Origin of the sequence: Streptomyces sp. NPDC053076 (assembly GCF_044546845.1) — a bacterium.
Taxonomy (GTDB): domain Bacteria; phylum Actinomycetota; class Actinomycetes; order Streptomycetales; family Streptomycetaceae; genus Streptomyces.
On sequence record NZ_JBITZL010000006.1, the window covers coordinates 58254 to 75921 of the forward strand.

Below are 17668 nucleotides of genomic sequence, written 5' to 3' on the forward strand. Positions count from 1 at the left end.
GCGCATCCCCCGCCCCGGAGGCAGGCTGGTGTCATGAGGGGTTCCATCGCCCAGGGCACCAGCCAGACCCACGGGAACATACACATCCTGCACTTCGTGGTGCTGCTCCCGCGGACCATGGAGGAGATCTGGCCCGCGGTGGCCACGCCCGAGGGGCTGGCCGCCTGGTTCACCCCCGCCGATGTGCTCGAACCCCGGCTCGGCGGCGCGGTCACCCTGCGCGGCCTGGGCGACGGGCAGGTCACGGCGTGGGACGTGGACCGGGTCGCGGAGTACACGGTGGAGAGCGGCGGCCGGATCCGGTTCCACCTGGAGCGGGACGAGGAGGGCGGCAGCGCGCTCCGCCTCACGCACGAGTTCCAGGGCGAGGCGGCGTCGGAGCAGGGCTGGCGGACCTGCTTCCAGCGTCTGATCGAAGCCCTGGGGCCCGCCCACGGCTCCGTCGGGCAGGAACCCTCCGATCCCCTCCCCGGGCAGTTCACCTAGGGCCTCTCGGCTGGGTCATGCCGGGCTGACCCGAACGAAAGACCCTAGGACGGCGGCAGGCACTCCTTCCCCGGGGGCTTCCCCTCGGGCCAGGCGATCCGCACGAAACGCGAGCCGCCCTCGGGGGTCAGCTCCACGATCGGCACCGCCTTGTCGTAGGGGTTGCCGTGCCCGTCCAGGCAGATCCAGCCGCTCGCCCCGTCCACCCGCAGCGAGCCCTTGACCTGCGGCCACTGCAGGCCGACGTCCGCGAGCGCCGGGACGGTCCGGCCGGCCGGCACCGCCTCGCGGACGCCGTGCACCACGAGCCGCAGGGCGTCGTAGCCGATGATCAGCTGCCCGTCGTCCAGGGCGACCGAGCCGATCGGGCCCATCGGCTCCCGTGCCGCGTCCGCCAGCAGCTGCCGCAGCGCCGTGAAGTCGGCCGCCGAGCCGCCCGTCCGGTTCGGATCCTTCGTCCAGGCGTCCGGATGGGCGAGGGAGGTGTAGCGCACGGAGAGGTGGTGCCGGAGCGCGCCGCGGTCCAGGTCCTTCTCATGGGTCAGGTACGACGCCTCGTCGCCGGTCAGCAGCGTGAACTTCCGGTCCTGGCAGCCCCGGCCGCCCAGCGCGTTGATGAACTGGCGCAGCTGGGTGTGCCGGCCCGCGAACAGGATCGTGTCCGTCTCCCGGGAGGTGTCGCACACCAGGTGCGTGATCTGCCGGAACGTGTTCGCGGTCGTGCCCTCCTCGGTGCGGTCGTCGGGCGGCGTGAACGGCTGCGGCTCGTACGGCGAGCCCTTGATCAGCGCCCCAAAGGACTGCTGGAGGGTCCGCGTGTACGGGTCGCCGGGCTTGTCGTACACCAGCAGCGCCTTGCCCGCGCTCACCTTGGCGAAGGAGGCCAGCGCGCGGGCCTCGTCGGTGTTGGTCGGCGCCACCCGGGCCAGCCCGGGATAGGGGTCCTTGTCCCGCTGCCCGTTGGCGAGGTCGTCGGCGGTGATGGAGGAGCCGACCACCGGGATGCCCTGCCGGGTCAGTTCCCTGACGGCCTGCTTGTTGGCGTAGGTGCTCTGTCCGATGCCCGCGACCGCCCGGAGCCGGTCCGCGCTCGTCGTCATCGCGGTCAGCTGCCCGACCGTCCGCCGCCAGTGCGCGCCGGTCGCCCCCGGATTGGCGAGCACCAGCCGGATCTGCGGGCGCTCCCCGTTGGAGTCGTGGTTGGCCTGGTACTGGGCCAGGTAGGCGCCCTGGAGCTGGTGGCGGATGTCGTTCAGACTGGTCGGCGACGTGGAGGTGTACGGCAGCATCAGCGCCACCGTCACATAACTGCCGGCCCTGAGCCGGTCGTTCTCCCGGCCGATCGCCTGTACGACGTCCCGCAGCCAGGGCTGCCCGAAGTCGTACGGCCCGGTCGCCACGCCCACGCACTCGTCGCTGCCCTCCGGCCGGGTCACCCCGGGCCCGCAGGACCGGTCCTCGTGCAGCAGGGACCGGGTCGCGATCACCAGCCCGGCCACCAGGGCCACCACCACCAGCAGGGCCGTGTAGCGGCGCAGCGGGATCTCCCACACACCCTCGCGCATCCACGTGCCCACACCCCTGCGCGCCATCACGCCTCCCCGCTGTGGTCGTCCGGGCCGTCGTCCGCGTCGGCCGTGGAGCCGGGACCGTCCATCGGGCGGCCGGCCAGCGCCGCCGCCGGCCAGTCCCGGGAGGCCCGCCACAGCAGCGCGTTGCCCGCCGGCCGCAGGTTGGACAGCTGCTCCAGCTCGAAACGGAGCCGGTCGCACACCTGCGGGTCGGGCAGTACCAGCGGGTCCGCCAGCAGCCACACCGCGTGCAGCAACCGCCGTATCCGCAGGTGCAGCACGGCGTCCGTGCCCTCCGGTACGGCGTGTTCGGCGTCCGTGCGGCCGAGCGCGACCGCGGCCCGCCGGTCGCCGCGGCCGGTGAAGTCGCGGCCCTCGGCGTCGTGCGCGTGGAAGTAGGACGCCGACGCGATGAAGCGCAGGGTGTGCAGCCAGGTCCGGGGCTCCGCGGTGGGGAAGGTGTCACGCAGGTGGCCGACCGCCGCCTCGGTCTCCCCGAGCGCGAGTTCGTGGTGCAGCCGGTACCGGGCGTGCCCGGCGTCGGGATAGTGGGCGATCAGCGTCTCGTGCGCGGTACGCCACGACGTGTGGTCTGCGTCCCGCAGATGCAGCCGGAGCAGCAGCAGGGTGCGCACGAACGGGTCGCCGACGAACCGGCCCGGTACGGCGGGCAGTCCCTCCTCGGCGAGCAGTGTCTGCAGCGCCCGCACGCTCGCCGGGCCGAAGGTGTCCGGCAGCAGAGCCGCGGCCAGCGCGCAGGCCGAGCCGTGGTCGTGGGCGGCGGCCAGCACGGTCAGCTCGTCCAGGTGCTCGGCCGGCACCAGCCGGTCCAGCAGCGCCTCGTAGGCGGGCACGGCGGGCTCGTCCTCGGCGGTGCGTAACCCCGCCGTGAGGAGTTCGCCCAGCGAGGACGCCCCGGGCAGGGCCTGCGCGGCCGACTCGGCGAGCAGCACGATGCCCAGCGGGTTCCCGCCGGTCAGCCGATGTGTGGCATGCGGCAGTTGGGCGGGCACGGCGGCGTTCTCGCAGACCGCGCCGATGATGTGCAGGGTGTCGTCCTGGCTCAGCGGCGGCAGCGCGAGCAGCAGCGCCCGCGAGGAGGGGGCCGCGTCCGGCGTCCAGTCGCAGCGCCGGGCCACCTCCGCCAGCCCCCGCCGCACCGCGCCCGGCAGCTCCTCGCGGCCCTCGCCGCGCCGGGCCGCGACGAACGCCACCCGGTCCGTGATGCCCTCGGTACGGTCCCGCAGTACGGCCGCCACCAGCCCCGGGCCGGGGGCCGACTGCGCGTTGTCCAGCAGCACCAGCGGCCGGCCCAGCCGCTGCATCCGCGGCAGCACCCCCGCGTAGGCTTCCGTCAGGTCGGCCAGCAGCGCCCGCACCAGATACCGCTCGGCGTGCTCGCGGGAGCTGCCGCCGTCGCGGAAGTGCTGGGACAGCAGGATCAGCCCGCGCTGGGCGTTGCCGCCCGCGTTCGGATAGGTCCGGTACCACACCGACGCCTTCTGGTGACGGCGGCTGGTGAACCCCTCGGCGACGGACTCCAGGGTCGCCTCGATGGCGCCCGACACCAGCGGCCCGGTGCCGGTGGCCGCGGCGACCACCTTGGCCGCCACCTTCCCGGCCCAGCGCCCGGCCAGCCCGCTGATCCACGAGCCGCTCTCGTTCAGCAGCAGAATCCGCTCGACCTCCCGCCGGATCCGCTCCGAGTCGGCGTCGCCCCAGCCGCCGGCGGCCACCGCGACCAGCCCCGACATCAGCCGTGGGAAGGTGATCCGGCCGGCCCCCGTCACCGGCGCGGCGAGCTGCTCGGCGATCATCAGCAGCGCCTGTCCGAGCGGCGACCAGGAGGCGGCGGGCCGGTCCGCGGGCGGCGCCCGGAACTGGTCCTCCGCGCAGTCGACCAGCGCGACCGGCGTATGCCCCTTGTAGGCGTCCCGCAGCTCGGCGAGGACCGCGCTCTTGCCGAGTCCGCGCGCCCCGGTGAGCACCACGAACGGCGGTTCGTCCGGGTGCTCGTACGGATGTGCGCGGTGCTGGTGCGGGCGCAGGCCCACGAGCCGCGGCGTGAGCCCGGCCGGATCGACGTCGAACAGTGCTCCCCGCCCGTGCAACCGTCTGTGCACCGCATCTCCCCCTCAACGGCAGTGTAGAAAGCGAGAGTTGCTTCGGGCCAGGGTTCGTGGTGACCGTTGGGTCACGAAACCGCCGGGAGGCTGCCGTGGGCCACCGAGGCGATCCGGTCCCGCAGCCGCTCGACGTACAGCCGCATGTTCTTCGCCGCGATGTCCGTGTCCGGGTAGCGGCTCGCCAGCCACAGCCCCTCCGGGGTGCGGGCATCGGGTTCGGTCCCGGCCGGGCACGCGGTGTACAGCTCGTGGACCTCGGCGGGGATCCGGTGCAGGGAGTAGGCGTCGACGTTGCTGTGGTCGAAGGCCAGGTACACGCTCGCGCCGTCGTCCCGGACGACGGCCGTGTAGAGCAGGTTCGGCCAGCGCAGCGCGTCCGCGCCCGTGTCGAAGCGGTCCTGCAGGTGCCGGACGAGGCCGTCCGCGTCGGGGAAGTCACCCGCCTCCCGCCGGGACAGGGAGACGTCGGACGCGTCGAGCGTGAACCGGCGCAGCTCGTCCCCGGCCCAGCGGAAGCCGCTGCGCAGCGTCTCGTGCCGTACGGTCCAGGCGCGCAGGGCCCGCTCCAGCGCGTCCAGGTCGACCGGGCCGGGCAGGTCGAAGGCGGTGCCGAGCCAGGTCGGCACGAACATCCCGTCCTGCCGGACGGTCCGGGCCGTCCTGATGTGCGACTCCTGGATGTAGGCGGGGGGCCGGGAGTCGTCCGGGAGCGCCGCCGCGGCCGCGACGGTCGCCGGGCTCAGCGTCCACTCGACGAGCCGCCCCGGCCGGACCTCGCAGCGCTGGATGTCAGTGATTCGCACGCGTCTCCCCTCACAGAAGGGGCCCCTGGATGCGGGCCCCCGGCAAGGCAATGCCGTGGGACGCGGCCGGGACATGCCCGTCCGCTTCATTTCAACGGAACGGGTGGCGGGCCGAACGGGGAAGTGATTAACCGTCGGTGACAAGACGGCGTGTCAGCCGACGGTGATCGGGTCGAGCCTCTCGCGCAGGTACACGTGCGAGTCGAGGGCGGACACGCCACCCTGTTCCCCGGCGCGGGCACGGCGGCTGTCCCGACCGCCCCTGTGCGCTGAGACGGCCCCGGTGACCGGCCCGGGTTGCCGGGTGGCCGATACTGGGACGCATGGCTTACGACGATCTTCGCTCCCTGCTCCGGGCGCTGGAGCGCGAGGGAGACCTCAAGCGCATCAAGGCCGAGGTCGACCCGTATCTGGAGGTCGGGGAGATCGTCGACCGGGTGCAGAAGTCCGGCGGGCCGGCGCTGCTCTTCGAGAACGTGAAGGGCTCGGCGATGCCCCTCGCGATGAACGTCTTCGGGACCGACCGCCGCCTGCTGAAGGCGCTGGGCCTGAAGTCGTACGGCGAGATCTCCGAGAAGATCGGCGGACTGCTGCGGCCCGAGCTGCCGCACGGCTTCGTCGGGGTGCGGGAGGCTTTCGGGAAGCTGGGCGCGATGGCCCACGTCCCCCCGAAGAAGGTGAAGTCCGACAGCGCGCCCGTGCAGGAGGTCGTCCTGCACGGTGACGAGGTCGACCTCGACCGGCTGCCGGCGCTCTTCACCTGGCCCCAGGACGGCGGCTCCTTCTTCAACCTCGGCCTGACCCACACCAAGGACCCCGAGACCGGCATCCGGAACCTGGGCCTGTACCGCCTTCAGCGCCACGACGAGCGCACGATCGGCATGCACTGGCAGATCCACAAGGACAGCCGCAACCACTACCAGGTCGCGGCCCGGAGGGGCGAGCGCCTCCCGGTCGCCATCGCCTTCGGCTGCCCGCCCGCCGTGACGTACGCCTCCACGGCCCCGCTCCCCGGTGACATCGACGAGTACCTGTTCGCCGGGTTCCTCGCGGGCAAGCGGATCGAGATGGTCGACTGCAAGACGGTCCCGCTCCAGGTCCCAGCGAACGCGGAGGTCGTCCTGGAGGGCTGGCTGGAGCCGGGCGAGATGCTGCCCGAAGGCCCCTTCGGCGACCACACCGGCTTCTACACCCCGCAGGAGCCCTTCCCGGCCCTGCGGATCGACTGCGTGACCATGCGCAGGCGTCCGCTGCTCCAGTCGATCGTGGTCGGCCGGCCGCCGACGGAGGACGGCCCGCTCGGCCGCGCCACGGAACGCTTCTTCCTCCCGCTGCTGAAGATCATCGTCCCGGACATCGTGGACTACCACCTGCCCGAGGCCGGCGGCTTCCACAACTGCGCGATCGTCTCGATCGACAAGAAGTACCCGAAGCACGCGCAGAAGGTGATGCACGCGATCTGGGGGGCGCACATGATGTCCCTCACCAAACTGATCGTCGTCGTGGACGCCGACTGTGACGTCCACGACCTGCACGAGGTCGCCTGGCGGGCCCTCGGCAACACCGACTACGCCCGCGACCTCTCGGTCGTGGAAGGCCCCGTCGACCACCTCGACCACGCCTCCTACCAGCAGTTCTGGGGTGGCAAGGCGGGCATCGACGCCACGAAGAAATGGCCGGAGGAGGGCTACACCCGCGACGGAGGGTGGCCCGAGATGGTCCTGTCGGACCCGGATACGGCGGCCCTGGTGGACCGCCGCTGGAAGGAGTACGGCCTGTGAGCAGCGCCTCCGCGGCACTTCCGCAGCCCGGACGCACCAAGGCGTTTCTGCGTCTGGTGATGATCGAGCACTCGGTCTTCGCACTTCCCTTCGCCTACATCGCCGCCCTCACCGCGATGTACCGGTGGGACGAGAACATCCACTGGGGCCGCCTGCTGCTGGTCACCGTCTGCATGGTCGGCCTGCGCACGTTCGCCATGGCGGTCAACCGGATCATCGACCGCGAGATCGACGCCCGTAACCCGCGCACGGCCCACCGCGAGCTGGTGACCGGCGCGATGTCGGTGAAGCACGCCTGGACGGGCGCCCTGGTCGCCCTGGTGGTCTTCCTGGGCGCCGCGGCCCTGCTGAACCCGCTCTGCCTGGCCCTGGCCCCGGTCGCGGTGATCCCGATGGTGGTCTACCCCTACGGGAAACGGTTCACCAACTTCCCGCAGGCCATCCTGGGCTTCGCCCAGGCCATGGGCCCGATCGGCGGCTGGCTGGCGATCAGCGGCGAGTGGTCCTGGACGGCGGTCATCCTCGGCCTGGCCGTCGGCGTCTGGATCGGCGGCTTCGACCTGATCTACGCCTGCCAGGACGTCGAGACCGACCGGGAGATCGGCGTCATGTCGGTCCCGGCCCGCTTCGGGATCCCGGCCGCGATCTGGGGCGCGCGGGCCTGCCACACGGTCACCACGGCGCTGTTCGTCTGGTACGCCCTGGCCACCCACGCCGGCGTCTTCTTCTGGCTGGGCCTGCTGATCGTCGCGGGTGCCTTCCTCTACGAACACCGCATCGTCCGCCCCCACGACCTGTCCCGTCTCAACAGGGCGTTCTTCTCGGTCAACGGCTTCATCGGCATTGCCCTGTTCGTGTGCGCGCTGCTTGATCTCCTCGTGCGCGGTCTGACCGTCTGAGCGGCTGGACGCCACCCGGCCTGAGCGGAGCCGAACCCGCCGGTACGCTCAAGGTGTGAACGCAGGAGAAACGCAGCGCGTGCCTTGGATCGTGGGGGTGTCCGGAGCTTCCGGGACGCCATACGCGGCTGCCGTGCTGCGGGCGCTGCTGGCGGCGGGCGAGGCGGTCGACCTGGTGGTCAGCCGGGCCTCGCGGCTGACGCTGCTGGACGAGACGGGCATCTCGTTCCGGGACGCCCACTGGCGGGACGACCTGCGGGAATGGCTGGCCCGTGGCGCCGACGGAAAACCCGGGACCTTCGACGCGGACGTCAGCGGGGTGCGGTACTGGAACGCGGGTGATCTCGCGGCCGGGCCGTCCTCGGGGTCGTACCCGGCGAAGGGGATGCTCATCGTGCCCGCCTCCACCGCCTGCGTGGCCGGTGTGGCGCTCGGGCTGTCCAAGGACCTGCTCCAGCGCACGGCGAGCGTCACGCTGAAGGAGCGCCGGACGCTGGTCGTGGCCGTACGGGAGACCCCCTTGAACGGCCAGACCCTGCGGCACCTCGTCGCGCTGGACGACGCCGGCGCCTCGGTCGTGCCGGCCTCACCGGCGTTCTACGCGGGAGCCACCCACATCCAGGACCTGGTGGACTTCGTCGCCGGACGGGTGCTGGACGCGGCGGGCGTCGGGCACGGCCTGTACCGGCGGTGGCGGGGCGAACTGGGCGGCGGCGCGGCGGGCAAGTAGCAGTACCTCTCATCACTTCAGGAACTTTCACCGGAAGGCTTCGATCGCATGGACGCGGTGGACAGGCAGCTCATCCAGGCCCTGAGGGAGAACGGCCGGGCCTCGTACGCGGAGCTGGGACGCCTTGTCGGCCTGTCCGGCCCCAGCGTCACCGACCGCATCAACCGGCTGGAGGCGGCCGGTGTCATCACCGGTTACCGCGCGACCGTGGACTCGGCCTCGCTCGGTCTGGGGGTCACCGCGCTGATCGGCATCTCGCTGTCCGACGCGGCCGACCACGAGGACGTCGCCCAGCGGTTGCGGGACCTGCCGGAGATCGAGGACTGCTGGTTCATCGCCGGCGACGACTCCTACATGCTCAAGGTGCGCTCGACGGACGTCGACGGCCTGGAGCGGACCATCCGGCGGCTGAGCGGGACCAAGGGCGTCTCGCGGACCCGTACCACGATCGTGCTGTCCACGAAGTGGGAGAACCGGGTCGGGGAGCTGCCCGAAGAGGTCTAGGGATACCGTTGGTCGGGCTGTCGTAGGAAAGGTGTTGGCATGGACGTCGGACTCAAGCGTGAGCTGGAGCAGAAGGTCCGCTCCGGTGAGCGGCTGACCCGCGAGGACGGCATCGCGCTGTACGAGTCGGACGATCTGGCCTGGCTCGGCGGACTCGCCCACGAGGTGCGCACCCGCAAGAACGGTGACGTCGTCCACTTCAACGTCAACCGTCACCTCAACATGACGAACGTGTGCACCGCGTCCTGCGCCTACTGCTCGTTCCAGCGCAAGCCGGGCGAGAAGGACGCGTACACGATGCGCATCGAGGAGGCCGTCAAGCTCGCCAAGGCGATGGAGTCGGACAACCTCACCGAGCTGCACATCGTCAACGGCCTGCACCCGAACCTGCCGTGGCGCTACTACCCGCGGTCGCTCAGGGAGCTGAAGAAGGCCCTGCCGGACGTGTCCCTGAAGGCGTTCACGGCGACGGAGATCCACCACTTCGAGACGATCAGCGGGCTGTCCGCCTCCGAGATCCTCGACGAGCTGATCGACGCGGGCCTTGAGTCGCTGACCGGCGGCGGTGCGGAGATCTTCGACTGGGAGGTCCGGCAGCACATCGTGGACCACCGCACCCACTGGGAGGACTGGTCGCGGATCCACCGCCTGGCGCACGAGAAGGGTCTGAAGACCCCGTGCACCATGCTGTACGGCCACATCGAGGAGCCCCGCCACCGCGTCGACCACGTCCTGCGCCTGCGCGAGCTGCAGGACGAGACGAACGGCTTCCAGGTGTTCATCCCGCTGCGCTACCAGCACGACTTCGTGGACCTGAAGGACGGCAAGGTACGCAACACCCTCCAGGCCCGTACCCAGATGGCGACGGGCGCGGAGGCCCTGAAGACCTTCGCCGTCTCCCGGCTCCTCTTCGACAACGTCCCGCACGTCAAGGTCTTCTGGGTGATGCACGGCGTGCAGACGGCCCAGCTGGCTCTTCAGCACGGCGCGGACGACATGGACGGCTCGGTCGTCGAGTACAAGATCACTCACGACGCGGACAACTACGGCACGCCGAACAAGCTGACCCGCGAGGACCTGCTGGAACTGATCCGCGACGCGGGCTTCCGCCCGGTGGAACGCAACACGCGCTACGAGATCATCCGCGAGTACGAGGGCGCCGACCCCAAGCGCCGCGAGTCCCCCCAGCCGATGCGGGTCTGACTTCCCCCGCGAGGGGCCGCGGGTCTGCCCGGCGGGCGGGGACTGGTCTGCCCAGGGCCGCGGGACTGTCCGGCGGCTGGTGAGCGGTCCTGCCTGGGCCGCGGGAGGGTTCCGGCGGCTGGCGAGCGGTCCTGCCCGGGGCCGCGGGACTGCCCGGCGGGCGGGGACTGGGTCTACCGAGGGGCGCGGGGAACTGCGCGACGAGCCACGACGGGGCCGCGGTCGGGCGACGGGCCGAGCGCCCCCTTCGTTGGCGGCCCCCGACAAGGGGTACCCGCCCGGTATGCCCACCACGAAGGCACCTGAGGACCGGTACACAGCGGAACCCTTCGTTCCCGACGGCGCCGATCTCGCCGCCCTGCGCCGCGCAGCGGCCGGCTGCCGCGGCTGCCCCCTGCACCGGAACGCCACCCAGACCGTCTTCGGCACCGGAGACACCCACGCGCGCGTGATGCTCGTCGGTGAGCAGCCCGGCGACCAGGAGGACCGGCAGGGCGAACCTTTCGTCGGCCCGGCCGGCAAGCTGCTCGACCGAGCCCTGCGGGAAGCCGGCCTGGACCCGGCGGAGGCGTACGTCACCAACGCGGTGAAGCACTTCAAGTTCACGCAGGCCGAACCCCGCAAGCGCCGGATCCACAAGGCGCCGAGCCTGCGCGAGATGACCGCCTGCGGCCCCTGGCTGGCGGCCGAGCTGGCCCTGGTGGAGCCGGAGCTGATCGTGATCCTCGGCGCCACGGCCGGCAAGGCACTGCTGGGGTCGTCGTTCCGGGTCGGCCAGGTGCGCGGAACCGTCCTGGAGGAGGAGATCCACGGCCGCCCGGAGCGGCTGGTACCGACCGTGCACCCGTCGTCCGTGCTGCGCGCGGAGGACCGCGAGCAGGCGTACCAGGGCCTGGTGGCCGACCTGAAGGTGGCGGTACGAGCCCTCACGCGAGCAACAACGGTGTAATGGATACACTGGCCCGGTGCCTCTTACCTTCACCTTGGATCCCGCCATCACCGCCACCCTCCGCGACGACCTCCTCGACCTGTGGACGGACGTCTCGAACGCGGGCGGCTCCGTCGGCTTCGTGCCCCCGGTGAGCCGCGAGCAGATACGGCCGGAGCTGGTGCGGCACTTCGTGCAGATGGCCGAGGGCCGCACCCGGCTGCTCGTGGGCCTCGACGAGGCCGGCCGGGTGGCCGCGACCGCCTTCCTCACCCGCAACAGTCACCGGCTGATGGCCCACTGGGTCTGGCTGTACACGGTGATGGTCCACCCCCGGCACCAGGGCCGCGGCTACGGCCGTGACCTGCTGGAGGCCGTCGCGGACGCGGCCCGCGGGCTGGACGGCGTCGAGTCGATCCGGCTGAGCTGCCGGGGCGGGCACGGCCTGGAGCGGTTCTATGCTTCCTGCGGCTACAAGGAGGTCGGCCGCGTGCCGGACGCCATCCGGGTCGCGCCGGACGACGACCGCGACGAGGTCCTCATGCTGCTGCCGCTCGGCTGACCCCCGTGCAAGATCCCCCCGGTGGCGTGCTTCACTGGACGATGACCCCTTTTGGAATCGGACGAGTGGATTGAGATGCTCCGCTACACGCTGATGCGCTTCGGAGTCTTCGCGGGCTGCCTCGTGATCGTCTGGGGGGCCGTCTACGCGGGCCTCTTCCCGCGCGGCTTCGGCGACTCCAACCTCCTCTGGGTCCTGCTGCTCTCCCTGGTCCTCTCGGCGCCGATCAGCTGGGTGGTGCTGCGCAAGGAGCGGGACCGGGCCTCGGTGCAGATCGTGAGCAAGGTCGACCGGATGAAGGCCAACCTGGACGCCAACCGCAGCCAGGAGGATCTGGCCGACGACGCGTCGCGGGCACAGGGCGGGGCTGCCGCGCCCAACTAGTCTTGCCCTCATGGGTGCCGTCAAGACCAAACGGATGCCGAGGGCGGTGCGCGAGCAGCAGATGCTCGACGCCGCCGTACGGATCTTCGGACAGCGCGGGTACATGGCCGCGTCGATGGACGAGATCGCCGAACTCGCGGGTGTGTCCAAGCCGTTGGTCTATCTGTACCTGAACTCGAAGGAAGACCTCTTCACCGCCTGCATCCGCCGCGAGGCCACCGCGCTCACGGCGGCCGTCCGTGCGGGCGTCCGGCAGGGGCTGCCCGCCGACCGGCAGCTCTGGGACGGCCTGCGGGCGTTCTTCGCGCACACCGCCGAGCACCCCGACGGCTGGTCGGTGCTGCATCTCCAGGCCCGTACGCACGGTGAGCCCTTCGCGGCGGAGGTCGCCGCGATGCGCGCGGAGATCGTCGCGTTCGTGACCCGGCTGGTCGCGGTCGTGGCCCGGGCGGCGCACCGGGATCCCGACCTGCCCGAGCACGAGGTGGCCGGGCTGGCCGAGGCGCTGGTCGGCGCCGCGGAGTCGCTCGCCGCCTGGGCCAACGCCACGCCGGCCGTCACCGCCCGCCAGGCCGCGACCACCCTGATGAACTTCGCCTGGTCGGGCCTGGGCAACCTGATGCAGGGCCACGTGTGGACTCCCCCACCTGACCAGACGTAACACCGAGAAAGCCGCTCGGCCGGCCACGGACTGCCCGCACCCGGCAACGACACACCCGCACCCACGGCGCCTGGCCGACCAACGGCGCCGGACCTGCAGCACCTGACTCACAACACCCAATTCACGGCGCCCAATTCACGGCGCCCAATTCACGGCGCCAAAGTCGCGGCGCCCCACTCGCGGCGCCCCACTCACGGCGTCCCCGTCCAGCCCCTCGTCGGCAGTGGCCGTACCTCTCCGGACAGGTGCAGCCCGCCACCCGCGCCCCGCAGTTCGAACCGTCCGCTGCCGTCCGCCCCGTAGTTCACCGTCGCCGGCAACAGCACGGGCGCCCGGAATCCGGCCCGTACCACGGCGGAGCCGCCCGTGCCGTGGGCGGCCAGGCAGCGGGCCACCGTCCACATGCCGTGCGCGATGGCCCGCGGGAAGCCGAAGAGGCGGGCGGTGAGCGGATGCAGATGGATGGGGTTGCGGTCACCGGACGCGGCACCGTACCGCCGCCCGACGTCCCCCGACAGACCCCACTCGGCGACGACGGGCAGCGGGACGTCGGTGTCCTCGCGCGGCCCGGGTGACGCACCCGGGCCGGTGCGGTGGCGGGCGAGATACGTGCTGCGGGACTCCCACACGACGTCCCCGCCCGAGCGCACGGCGGTGGCCACCGTCGCCTCCGTGCCCCGCCGGTGCGCGGCCAGGCCCTCGATCCACACGGAGAGGTCGTACGACCCGTCGGCCGGCAGGGCGGTCACGCGGACGATCTCGATCGACGTGTGGACCAGGCCCAGCAGCGGCAGCGGAAAGTCCCGGCCGCTCATCAGCCGCATGGCCAGCGGGAAGCCGAGAACGTGCGGATAGGTGACCGGGAGATCGGGTTCGCCCGTCGGGAAGCCGCAGACCCGCTCGTAGGCGGCCAGTCTCGCCAGGTCGACGCGTACGCCGGGCAGGAGGAGCCGGGTGTGCGGGACGGCCGCGTCCGGGGCCGGCCGTTTGAACGGGGAACGCAGGGCACCCCGGGCCAGCAGCGGGGCCAGCGCGGGTGCGGCGGTGAGGGTGACGGCGTTCATCAAGCCCCCTTGAGGGAGGTCGTCCCGCGGGCCGCCTTCCGGACGAACAGGTAGCGGTCGGCCATGTGCAACTCCCGCGCGGCTCGGGTCCGAACTGCTTACTCAGGAGTAAGGTTACCGGAGGTAAGTCCGGCGCGTGCAAGGGGTGACGGAGATCCCGCACACCTCGACTCGTCCCACCCCAGGCGAAGTTGAACGCCCCTCACATAACCCCCGAGGCTGCACATCCCCGGCCCCGGACCATCCCCGAACCCGCACAACCCCCTCACAGCGGACCCGTACGATCGCCGCCTGACCAGCGGTAACCCCCCTTTTTTCCTGCCGGGGCCCGCCGCAGGTGCACGCACGCCAGAGGAGCCGCCCGTGTCCACGCCGTACCAGAACACCCCCGTCTCCTCCGGCACCCCCGTCTCCGCCGTCGACTACGACGGCCGCCCGGTCCTCGTCGAACCGGAGATACGCCGGCTGGACGGCGCCGTCCGGGAGGTGTCCGTGCCGCCGTTCGCACCCCCGGTCAAGCACGGATCCCTCGCCGACCTGCCGTACGAGAACGCGGAGACGGCCCCCGGCGCGGTCGTGCTCAGCCGCAAGCTGCCCGGCGGGCGCTGGGCGGATGTCACGGCCGCCGCTTTCGCCGCCCAGGTGCAGGCGGTGGCCAAGGGGCTGATCGCCGAGGGCCTGGTGCCCGGCGACCGCATCGCCGTCATGGCCCGTACGACCTACGACTGGACCCTGCTCGACTTCGCGGCCTGGGCGGCCGGCCTGGTCACGGTCCCCGTCTATCCCACCTCGTCCGTCTTCCAGACCCGCTGGATCCTGCACGACTGCGGTGCGGTCGCCCTCGTCACGGAGACCGCCGCCCAGGCCGCCGCCCTCGGTCCCGAACTCCCGCACCTGCCCGACCTTCGCCATGTGTGGGTGATGGAGAAGGACCACGTGGCCGGGCTCGCCGACGCGGGCGCACAGGTGCCGGACGGTGAGGTGGGCGTACGCCGGGGCATGCTCGGCCCCGCCACACTCGCCACGCTGATCTACACCTCAGGCACCACCGGCCGCCCCAAGGGCTGCGCCCTCTCGCACGGCAACTTCTTCGCCGAGGTCGACAACGCGATCGAGCTCCTCCACCCGGTCTTCAAGGCGCAGGGCGAGGAGCCGTCGGTCCTGCTCTTCCTGCCCATGTCCCACGTCTTCGGCCGGATGGTGGCCATCGCCTGCGTCCGTGCCCGGGTCCGCCTCGGTCACGCCCCCAGCCTGGCCCCGGACGACCTGCTCCCGGACCTGGCCGAGTTCAGGCCGACCTGCCTGCTGACCATCCCCTACATGCTGGAGAAGATCTACAACTCCGCGCGGGCCAAGTCGGAGGCGAGCGGCCGGGTGACGGTGTTCGACCGCGCGGCGGCCGTGGCCCAGCGCTACGGCGAGGCGCTGGAGGCCCGGCAGACCGGCACCGGAAGCGGCCCGAGCCGCGCCCTGAAGACGCAACGCACCTTCTACGACCCCCTCGTCTACCGTCGCCTCCGCGCCGCCATGGGAGGCCGCGTCCGGTACGCGATCTGCGGTGGCTCCCCGCTCGGCCGGCGCCTCGCCGCGTTCTACGCGGGCGCGGGCATCGAGATCTTCGAGGGCTACGGCCTCACGGAGACCACCGGCGCGTCGACGGTCACCCCGCCCCTCAAACCCCGCCTGGGGACGGTCGGCTGGCCGATGCCCGGCACCCGGGTACGGATCGCTGCGGACGGCGAGATCCTCCTCGCCGGCGACCATGTGCTGCGCGGCTACTGGGACCCGCAGGCGGGCGGGGTGGTCCCCGCGACCCGCGACGGCTGGCTGCCCACCGGCGACCTCGGCGAGCTGGACGACGAGGGCTATCTGACCATCACCGGCCGCAAGAAGGAACTGCTGATCACGGCGGGCGGCAAGTCGGTGGCCCCGGCCCCGCTGGAGAACTGGCTGCGCCAGCATCCGCTGATCTCCCAGGTCATGCTGGTCGGTGACGCCCGCCCGTACATCGCGGCCCTCATCACGCTCGACCCCGACGGCATCACCCACTGGCGCCAGATGATCGGCAAGCATCCGGTGCCCCCGGAACTCCTGATCGACGACGCGGAACTGACGGCTGTGCTCCAGCGGGCCGTGGACGAGGCGAACAAAATGGTCTCCCGTCCCGAGTCCATCCGCCGCTTCACCGTGCTGCCGGGGGACTTCACCGAGTTGTCGGGTCATCTCACCCCGTCGATGAAGCTCCGCCGGGAGCAGGTCCTGCGGGACTTCGCGCGAGAGGTGGAGGGACTCTACGAGCGCTGAGCACAGAACCCCGCTCGTTCGGCCGCTCGCTTCTTCCCCGGGAAAGCACGGCACCGGCCGAGAAGTGAGCGGCCCGGCGATCACTTCGCGGCGGAGGTCGACACCCGCTCCTCGCTGGTCCCGTGTCGTCCGGACTCCACGGGGCGGGGAGCGGGTTGCCGCCTGGGTCGGTTGCGGCCCGCACACGATCCTCGTACGACCGGCTGAGCCCAGTCAATCCTTGGGTTCTATTGTCAACCCCAAGTGCTAGCTTGGGTCTTGTGACTCTGGACGACCTCCGTGTGTACGTGGCCGTGTGCCGTGCGGGCAGCCTCAGTTCGGTCGCCCGGGACCTCGGCTGCACCCAGTCGGCCGTCAGCCAGCACGTCAAACGGCTGGAGCGGGAGACGGGGGTGGCGCTGCTGGAACGCCAGCCGCGCGGAGTCGTCCCGACCCAGGCCGGGCGGATACTGGAGGCCGCTGCGGCAGAGGGCATCAACGGCCTGGACCTGGCCGTACGACAGCTGCGTGACCTGGTCGACGGCCACAGCGGTCACGTCCGCGTCGCCACCGGCGCGACGACCGTCCGGCACTTCATGTCCGACGCGGTCGTCACTTTCCGCCGCAGCCACCCCAAGGTCAACCTGGAGTTCCGCACGGTCAGTTCGGGCCGGGGCAGCTTCGACGCCCTCGCCGACGGCACGCTCGACCTCGCGTGGATCACCATCGGCCCGCCGGTCCGGGGTATCGAGCAGCGGACGGTCGCGGAGCTGCCGTGGCTGCTCGCCGTCCGCGCGGACGACCCGTTGGCCGCCCGCCCGCACCTGGACCCGGCCGAGCTGGCCGAGGTCCGGCTCATCCGGCTCCCGCCGAACTCCACGTCCGCCGCACACCTCGAAGCGGCGTGCGCCGAGCGGGGTGTGCGGTTCGCCTACGAACCGAGCGTGGCCGACTGGGACACGGCCCTGCTGCTGGCCGAGTTGGGGGCCGGGCGGGCGGTCGTCCCCGCCGTACCCGGCCTGCCGGTGCCGGGCGAGGGCCCCTTGCGGCTGGTTCCCCTGCCCGGCCTGCGCCCCCTCCCCGTCGGCTGGGCCGTGCGCCGCTGGGACGCGCTCAGTCCGCCGGCGCGGGCCTTCGCGGACACGGTCGCCGCCGTGCGGTGAGGGCCAGCTCGACCCAGACGGTCTTGCCGACGTCCCGCTGCGCGACGCCCCAAAGGGTGGCCAGCACCTGTACGACGACCAGCCCGCGACCGTGCTCGTCCAGCAGGCCCCCGTCCAGGAACCGCAGGGTGCGGTCGCTTAGGGCGTCACTCACCTCGATACGCAAGGTGTCCTCGTCCCGCAGCAGGATCACCCGCAGCTCGAAGTCCCGCCCCGGTACGCGACCGTGGGTGACGGCGTTCGCGGCGAGTTCGGCCACGATCAGCTGAGCGGTGTGGCTGAGGGCGCCGTCATGCGGGTATCCCCAGCTTGCGAGCGCGCTGCCGGTCAGCCGACGGGCCAGCCGGGCACCACGGGGGGTGGCGCTGAGCCGCTGGACGAGTTCGGTTCGGGGGGTGGAGATTTCTACGTTCACGTCACCGAGCGTGGTGGCTTCTCTCTACCCTGACCAGGGGCGGCTCGGCGACTGTCCGTAGTCGTACAGGTGCGGTACGTCTGGTGTACGGGTGTCGGAGGGTGG

16 protein-coding genes and 1 pseudogene are annotated in these 17668 nt (G+C 71.8%); 12 read left to right on the forward strand and 5 right to left on the reverse strand.

What is annotated here, in order from left to right:
* Window positions 1–33 precede the first annotated feature (33 nt).
* Window positions 34–486 carry an SRPBCC domain-containing protein gene (locus ACIGYR_RS24165; RefSeq protein ID WP_399596642.1) on the forward strand — a complete coding sequence of 151 codons (453 nt, stop codon included), beginning with the start codon at window positions 34–36 and terminating at the stop codon, window positions 484–486.
* Window positions 487–530: 44 nt separating this feature from the next.
* Here ACIGYR_RS24165 and ACIGYR_RS24170 read toward each other — a convergent pair whose 3' ends face one another.
* From ACIGYR_RS24170 to ACIGYR_RS24180, 3 genes and pseudogenes are all read right to left on the reverse strand, one after another.
* Window positions 531–2078: an ABC transporter substrate-binding protein gene (locus ACIGYR_RS24170; protein ID WP_399596644.1), complete on the reverse strand. Its 1548-nt coding sequence runs from the start codon at window positions 2076–2078 to the stop codon at window positions 531–533.
* On the reverse strand, window positions 2078–4180 hold the full coding sequence (locus ACIGYR_RS24175; RefSeq protein WP_399596646.1) for a hypothetical protein: 2103 nt from the start codon (window positions 4178–4180) through the stop codon (window positions 2078–2080). The genes ACIGYR_RS24170 and ACIGYR_RS24175 overlap by 1 nt, the downstream gene beginning before the upstream one ends.
* 206 nt (window positions 4181–4386) lie before the next feature.
* Window positions 4387–4986 (reverse strand): annotated as a pseudogene (locus tag ACIGYR_RS24180) (acyltransferase papA2); the annotation flags it as partial.
* A 323-nt stretch (window positions 4987–5309) separates the two neighbouring features.
* Between ACIGYR_RS24180 and ACIGYR_RS24185 the strand changes: the two are divergent.
* From ACIGYR_RS24185 to ACIGYR_RS24225, 9 genes are all read left to right on the forward strand, one after another.
* Entirely contained in the window at window positions 5310–6767 is a 1458-nt protein-coding gene (locus ACIGYR_RS24185; protein ID WP_399596649.1) for a menaquinone biosynthesis decarboxylase, read from the forward strand.
* Window positions 6764–7666 (forward strand): menaquinone biosynthesis prenyltransferase MqnP, encoded by a 903-nt coding sequence (mqnP, locus tag ACIGYR_RS24190; RefSeq protein ID WP_391848095.1) that lies wholly within the window; start codon window positions 6764–6766, stop codon window positions 7664–7666. Before ACIGYR_RS24185 ends, mqnP begins: the two co-directional genes overlap by 4 nt.
* A 79-nt stretch (window positions 7667–7745) precedes the next feature.
* On the forward strand, window positions 7746–8396 hold the full coding sequence (locus ACIGYR_RS24195; protein WP_399598564.1) for a UbiX family flavin prenyltransferase: 651 nt from the start codon (window positions 7746–7748) through the stop codon (window positions 8394–8396).
* 48 nt (window positions 8397–8444) lie between these two features.
* Window positions 8445–8900 (forward strand): Lrp/AsnC family transcriptional regulator, encoded by a 456-nt coding sequence (locus ACIGYR_RS24200; RefSeq protein WP_184964519.1) that lies wholly within the window; start codon window positions 8445–8447, stop codon window positions 8898–8900.
* 39 nt (window positions 8901–8939) lie between these two features.
* Window positions 8940–10103: an aminofutalosine synthase MqnE gene (mqnE, locus tag ACIGYR_RS24205; RefSeq protein ID WP_391848096.1), complete on the forward strand. Its 1164-nt coding sequence runs from the start codon at window positions 8940–8942 to the stop codon at window positions 10101–10103.
* Between the two features lie 283 nt (window positions 10104–10386).
* The gene (locus ACIGYR_RS24210) at window positions 10387–11052 is read left to right on the forward strand and encodes a UdgX family uracil-DNA binding protein (RefSeq protein WP_399596653.1); all 666 of its coding nucleotides are present in this window, start codon (window positions 10387–10389) and stop codon (window positions 11050–11052) included.
* A 16-nt stretch (window positions 11053–11068) separates the two neighbouring features.
* Entirely contained in the window at window positions 11069–11593 is a 525-nt protein-coding gene (locus tag ACIGYR_RS24215; RefSeq protein WP_399596656.1) for a GNAT family N-acetyltransferase, read from the forward strand.
* A gap of 75 nt (window positions 11594–11668) precedes the next feature.
* Complete coding sequence (locus ACIGYR_RS24220) at window positions 11669–11977, forward strand: DUF4229 domain-containing protein (RefSeq protein ID WP_391848099.1); 309 nt, start codon at window positions 11669–11671, stop codon at window positions 11975–11977.
* A 10-nt stretch (window positions 11978–11987) separates the two neighbouring features.
* Window positions 11988–12638 (forward strand): TetR/AcrR family transcriptional regulator, encoded by a 651-nt coding sequence (locus ACIGYR_RS24225; RefSeq protein ID WP_399596659.1) that lies wholly within the window; start codon window positions 11988–11990, stop codon window positions 12636–12638.
* A gap of 191 nt (window positions 12639–12829) precedes the next feature.
* Here ACIGYR_RS24225 and ACIGYR_RS24230 read toward each other — a convergent pair whose 3' ends face one another.
* Complete coding sequence (locus ACIGYR_RS24230; protein WP_399596661.1) at window positions 12830–13702, reverse strand: MaoC family dehydratase; 873 nt, start codon at window positions 13700–13702, stop codon at window positions 12830–12832.
* A gap of 363 nt (window positions 13703–14065) precedes the next feature.
* On the opposite strand from ACIGYR_RS24230, the gene ACIGYR_RS24235 reads away from it, so the two are divergent.
* A complete protein-coding gene (locus tag ACIGYR_RS24235; RefSeq protein ID WP_399596664.1) occupies window positions 14066–16006 on the forward strand; it encodes an AMP-dependent synthetase/ligase in 1941 nt (646 codons plus the stop codon).
* 260 nt (window positions 16007–16266) lie between these two features.
* A complete protein-coding gene (locus ACIGYR_RS24240) occupies window positions 16267–17148 on the forward strand; it encodes a LysR family transcriptional regulator (RefSeq protein WP_399596666.1) in 882 nt (293 codons plus the stop codon).
* Here the strand turns inward: ACIGYR_RS24240 and ACIGYR_RS24245 are convergent.
* Window positions 17099–17563, reverse strand: a complete 465-nt coding sequence (locus tag ACIGYR_RS24245; RefSeq protein WP_391848104.1) for an ATP-binding protein — start codon at window positions 17561–17563, stop codon at window positions 17099–17101. The two genes, ACIGYR_RS24240 and ACIGYR_RS24245, sit on opposite strands and share 50 nt — an antisense overlap.
* Window positions 17564–17668 lie beyond the last annotated feature (105 nt).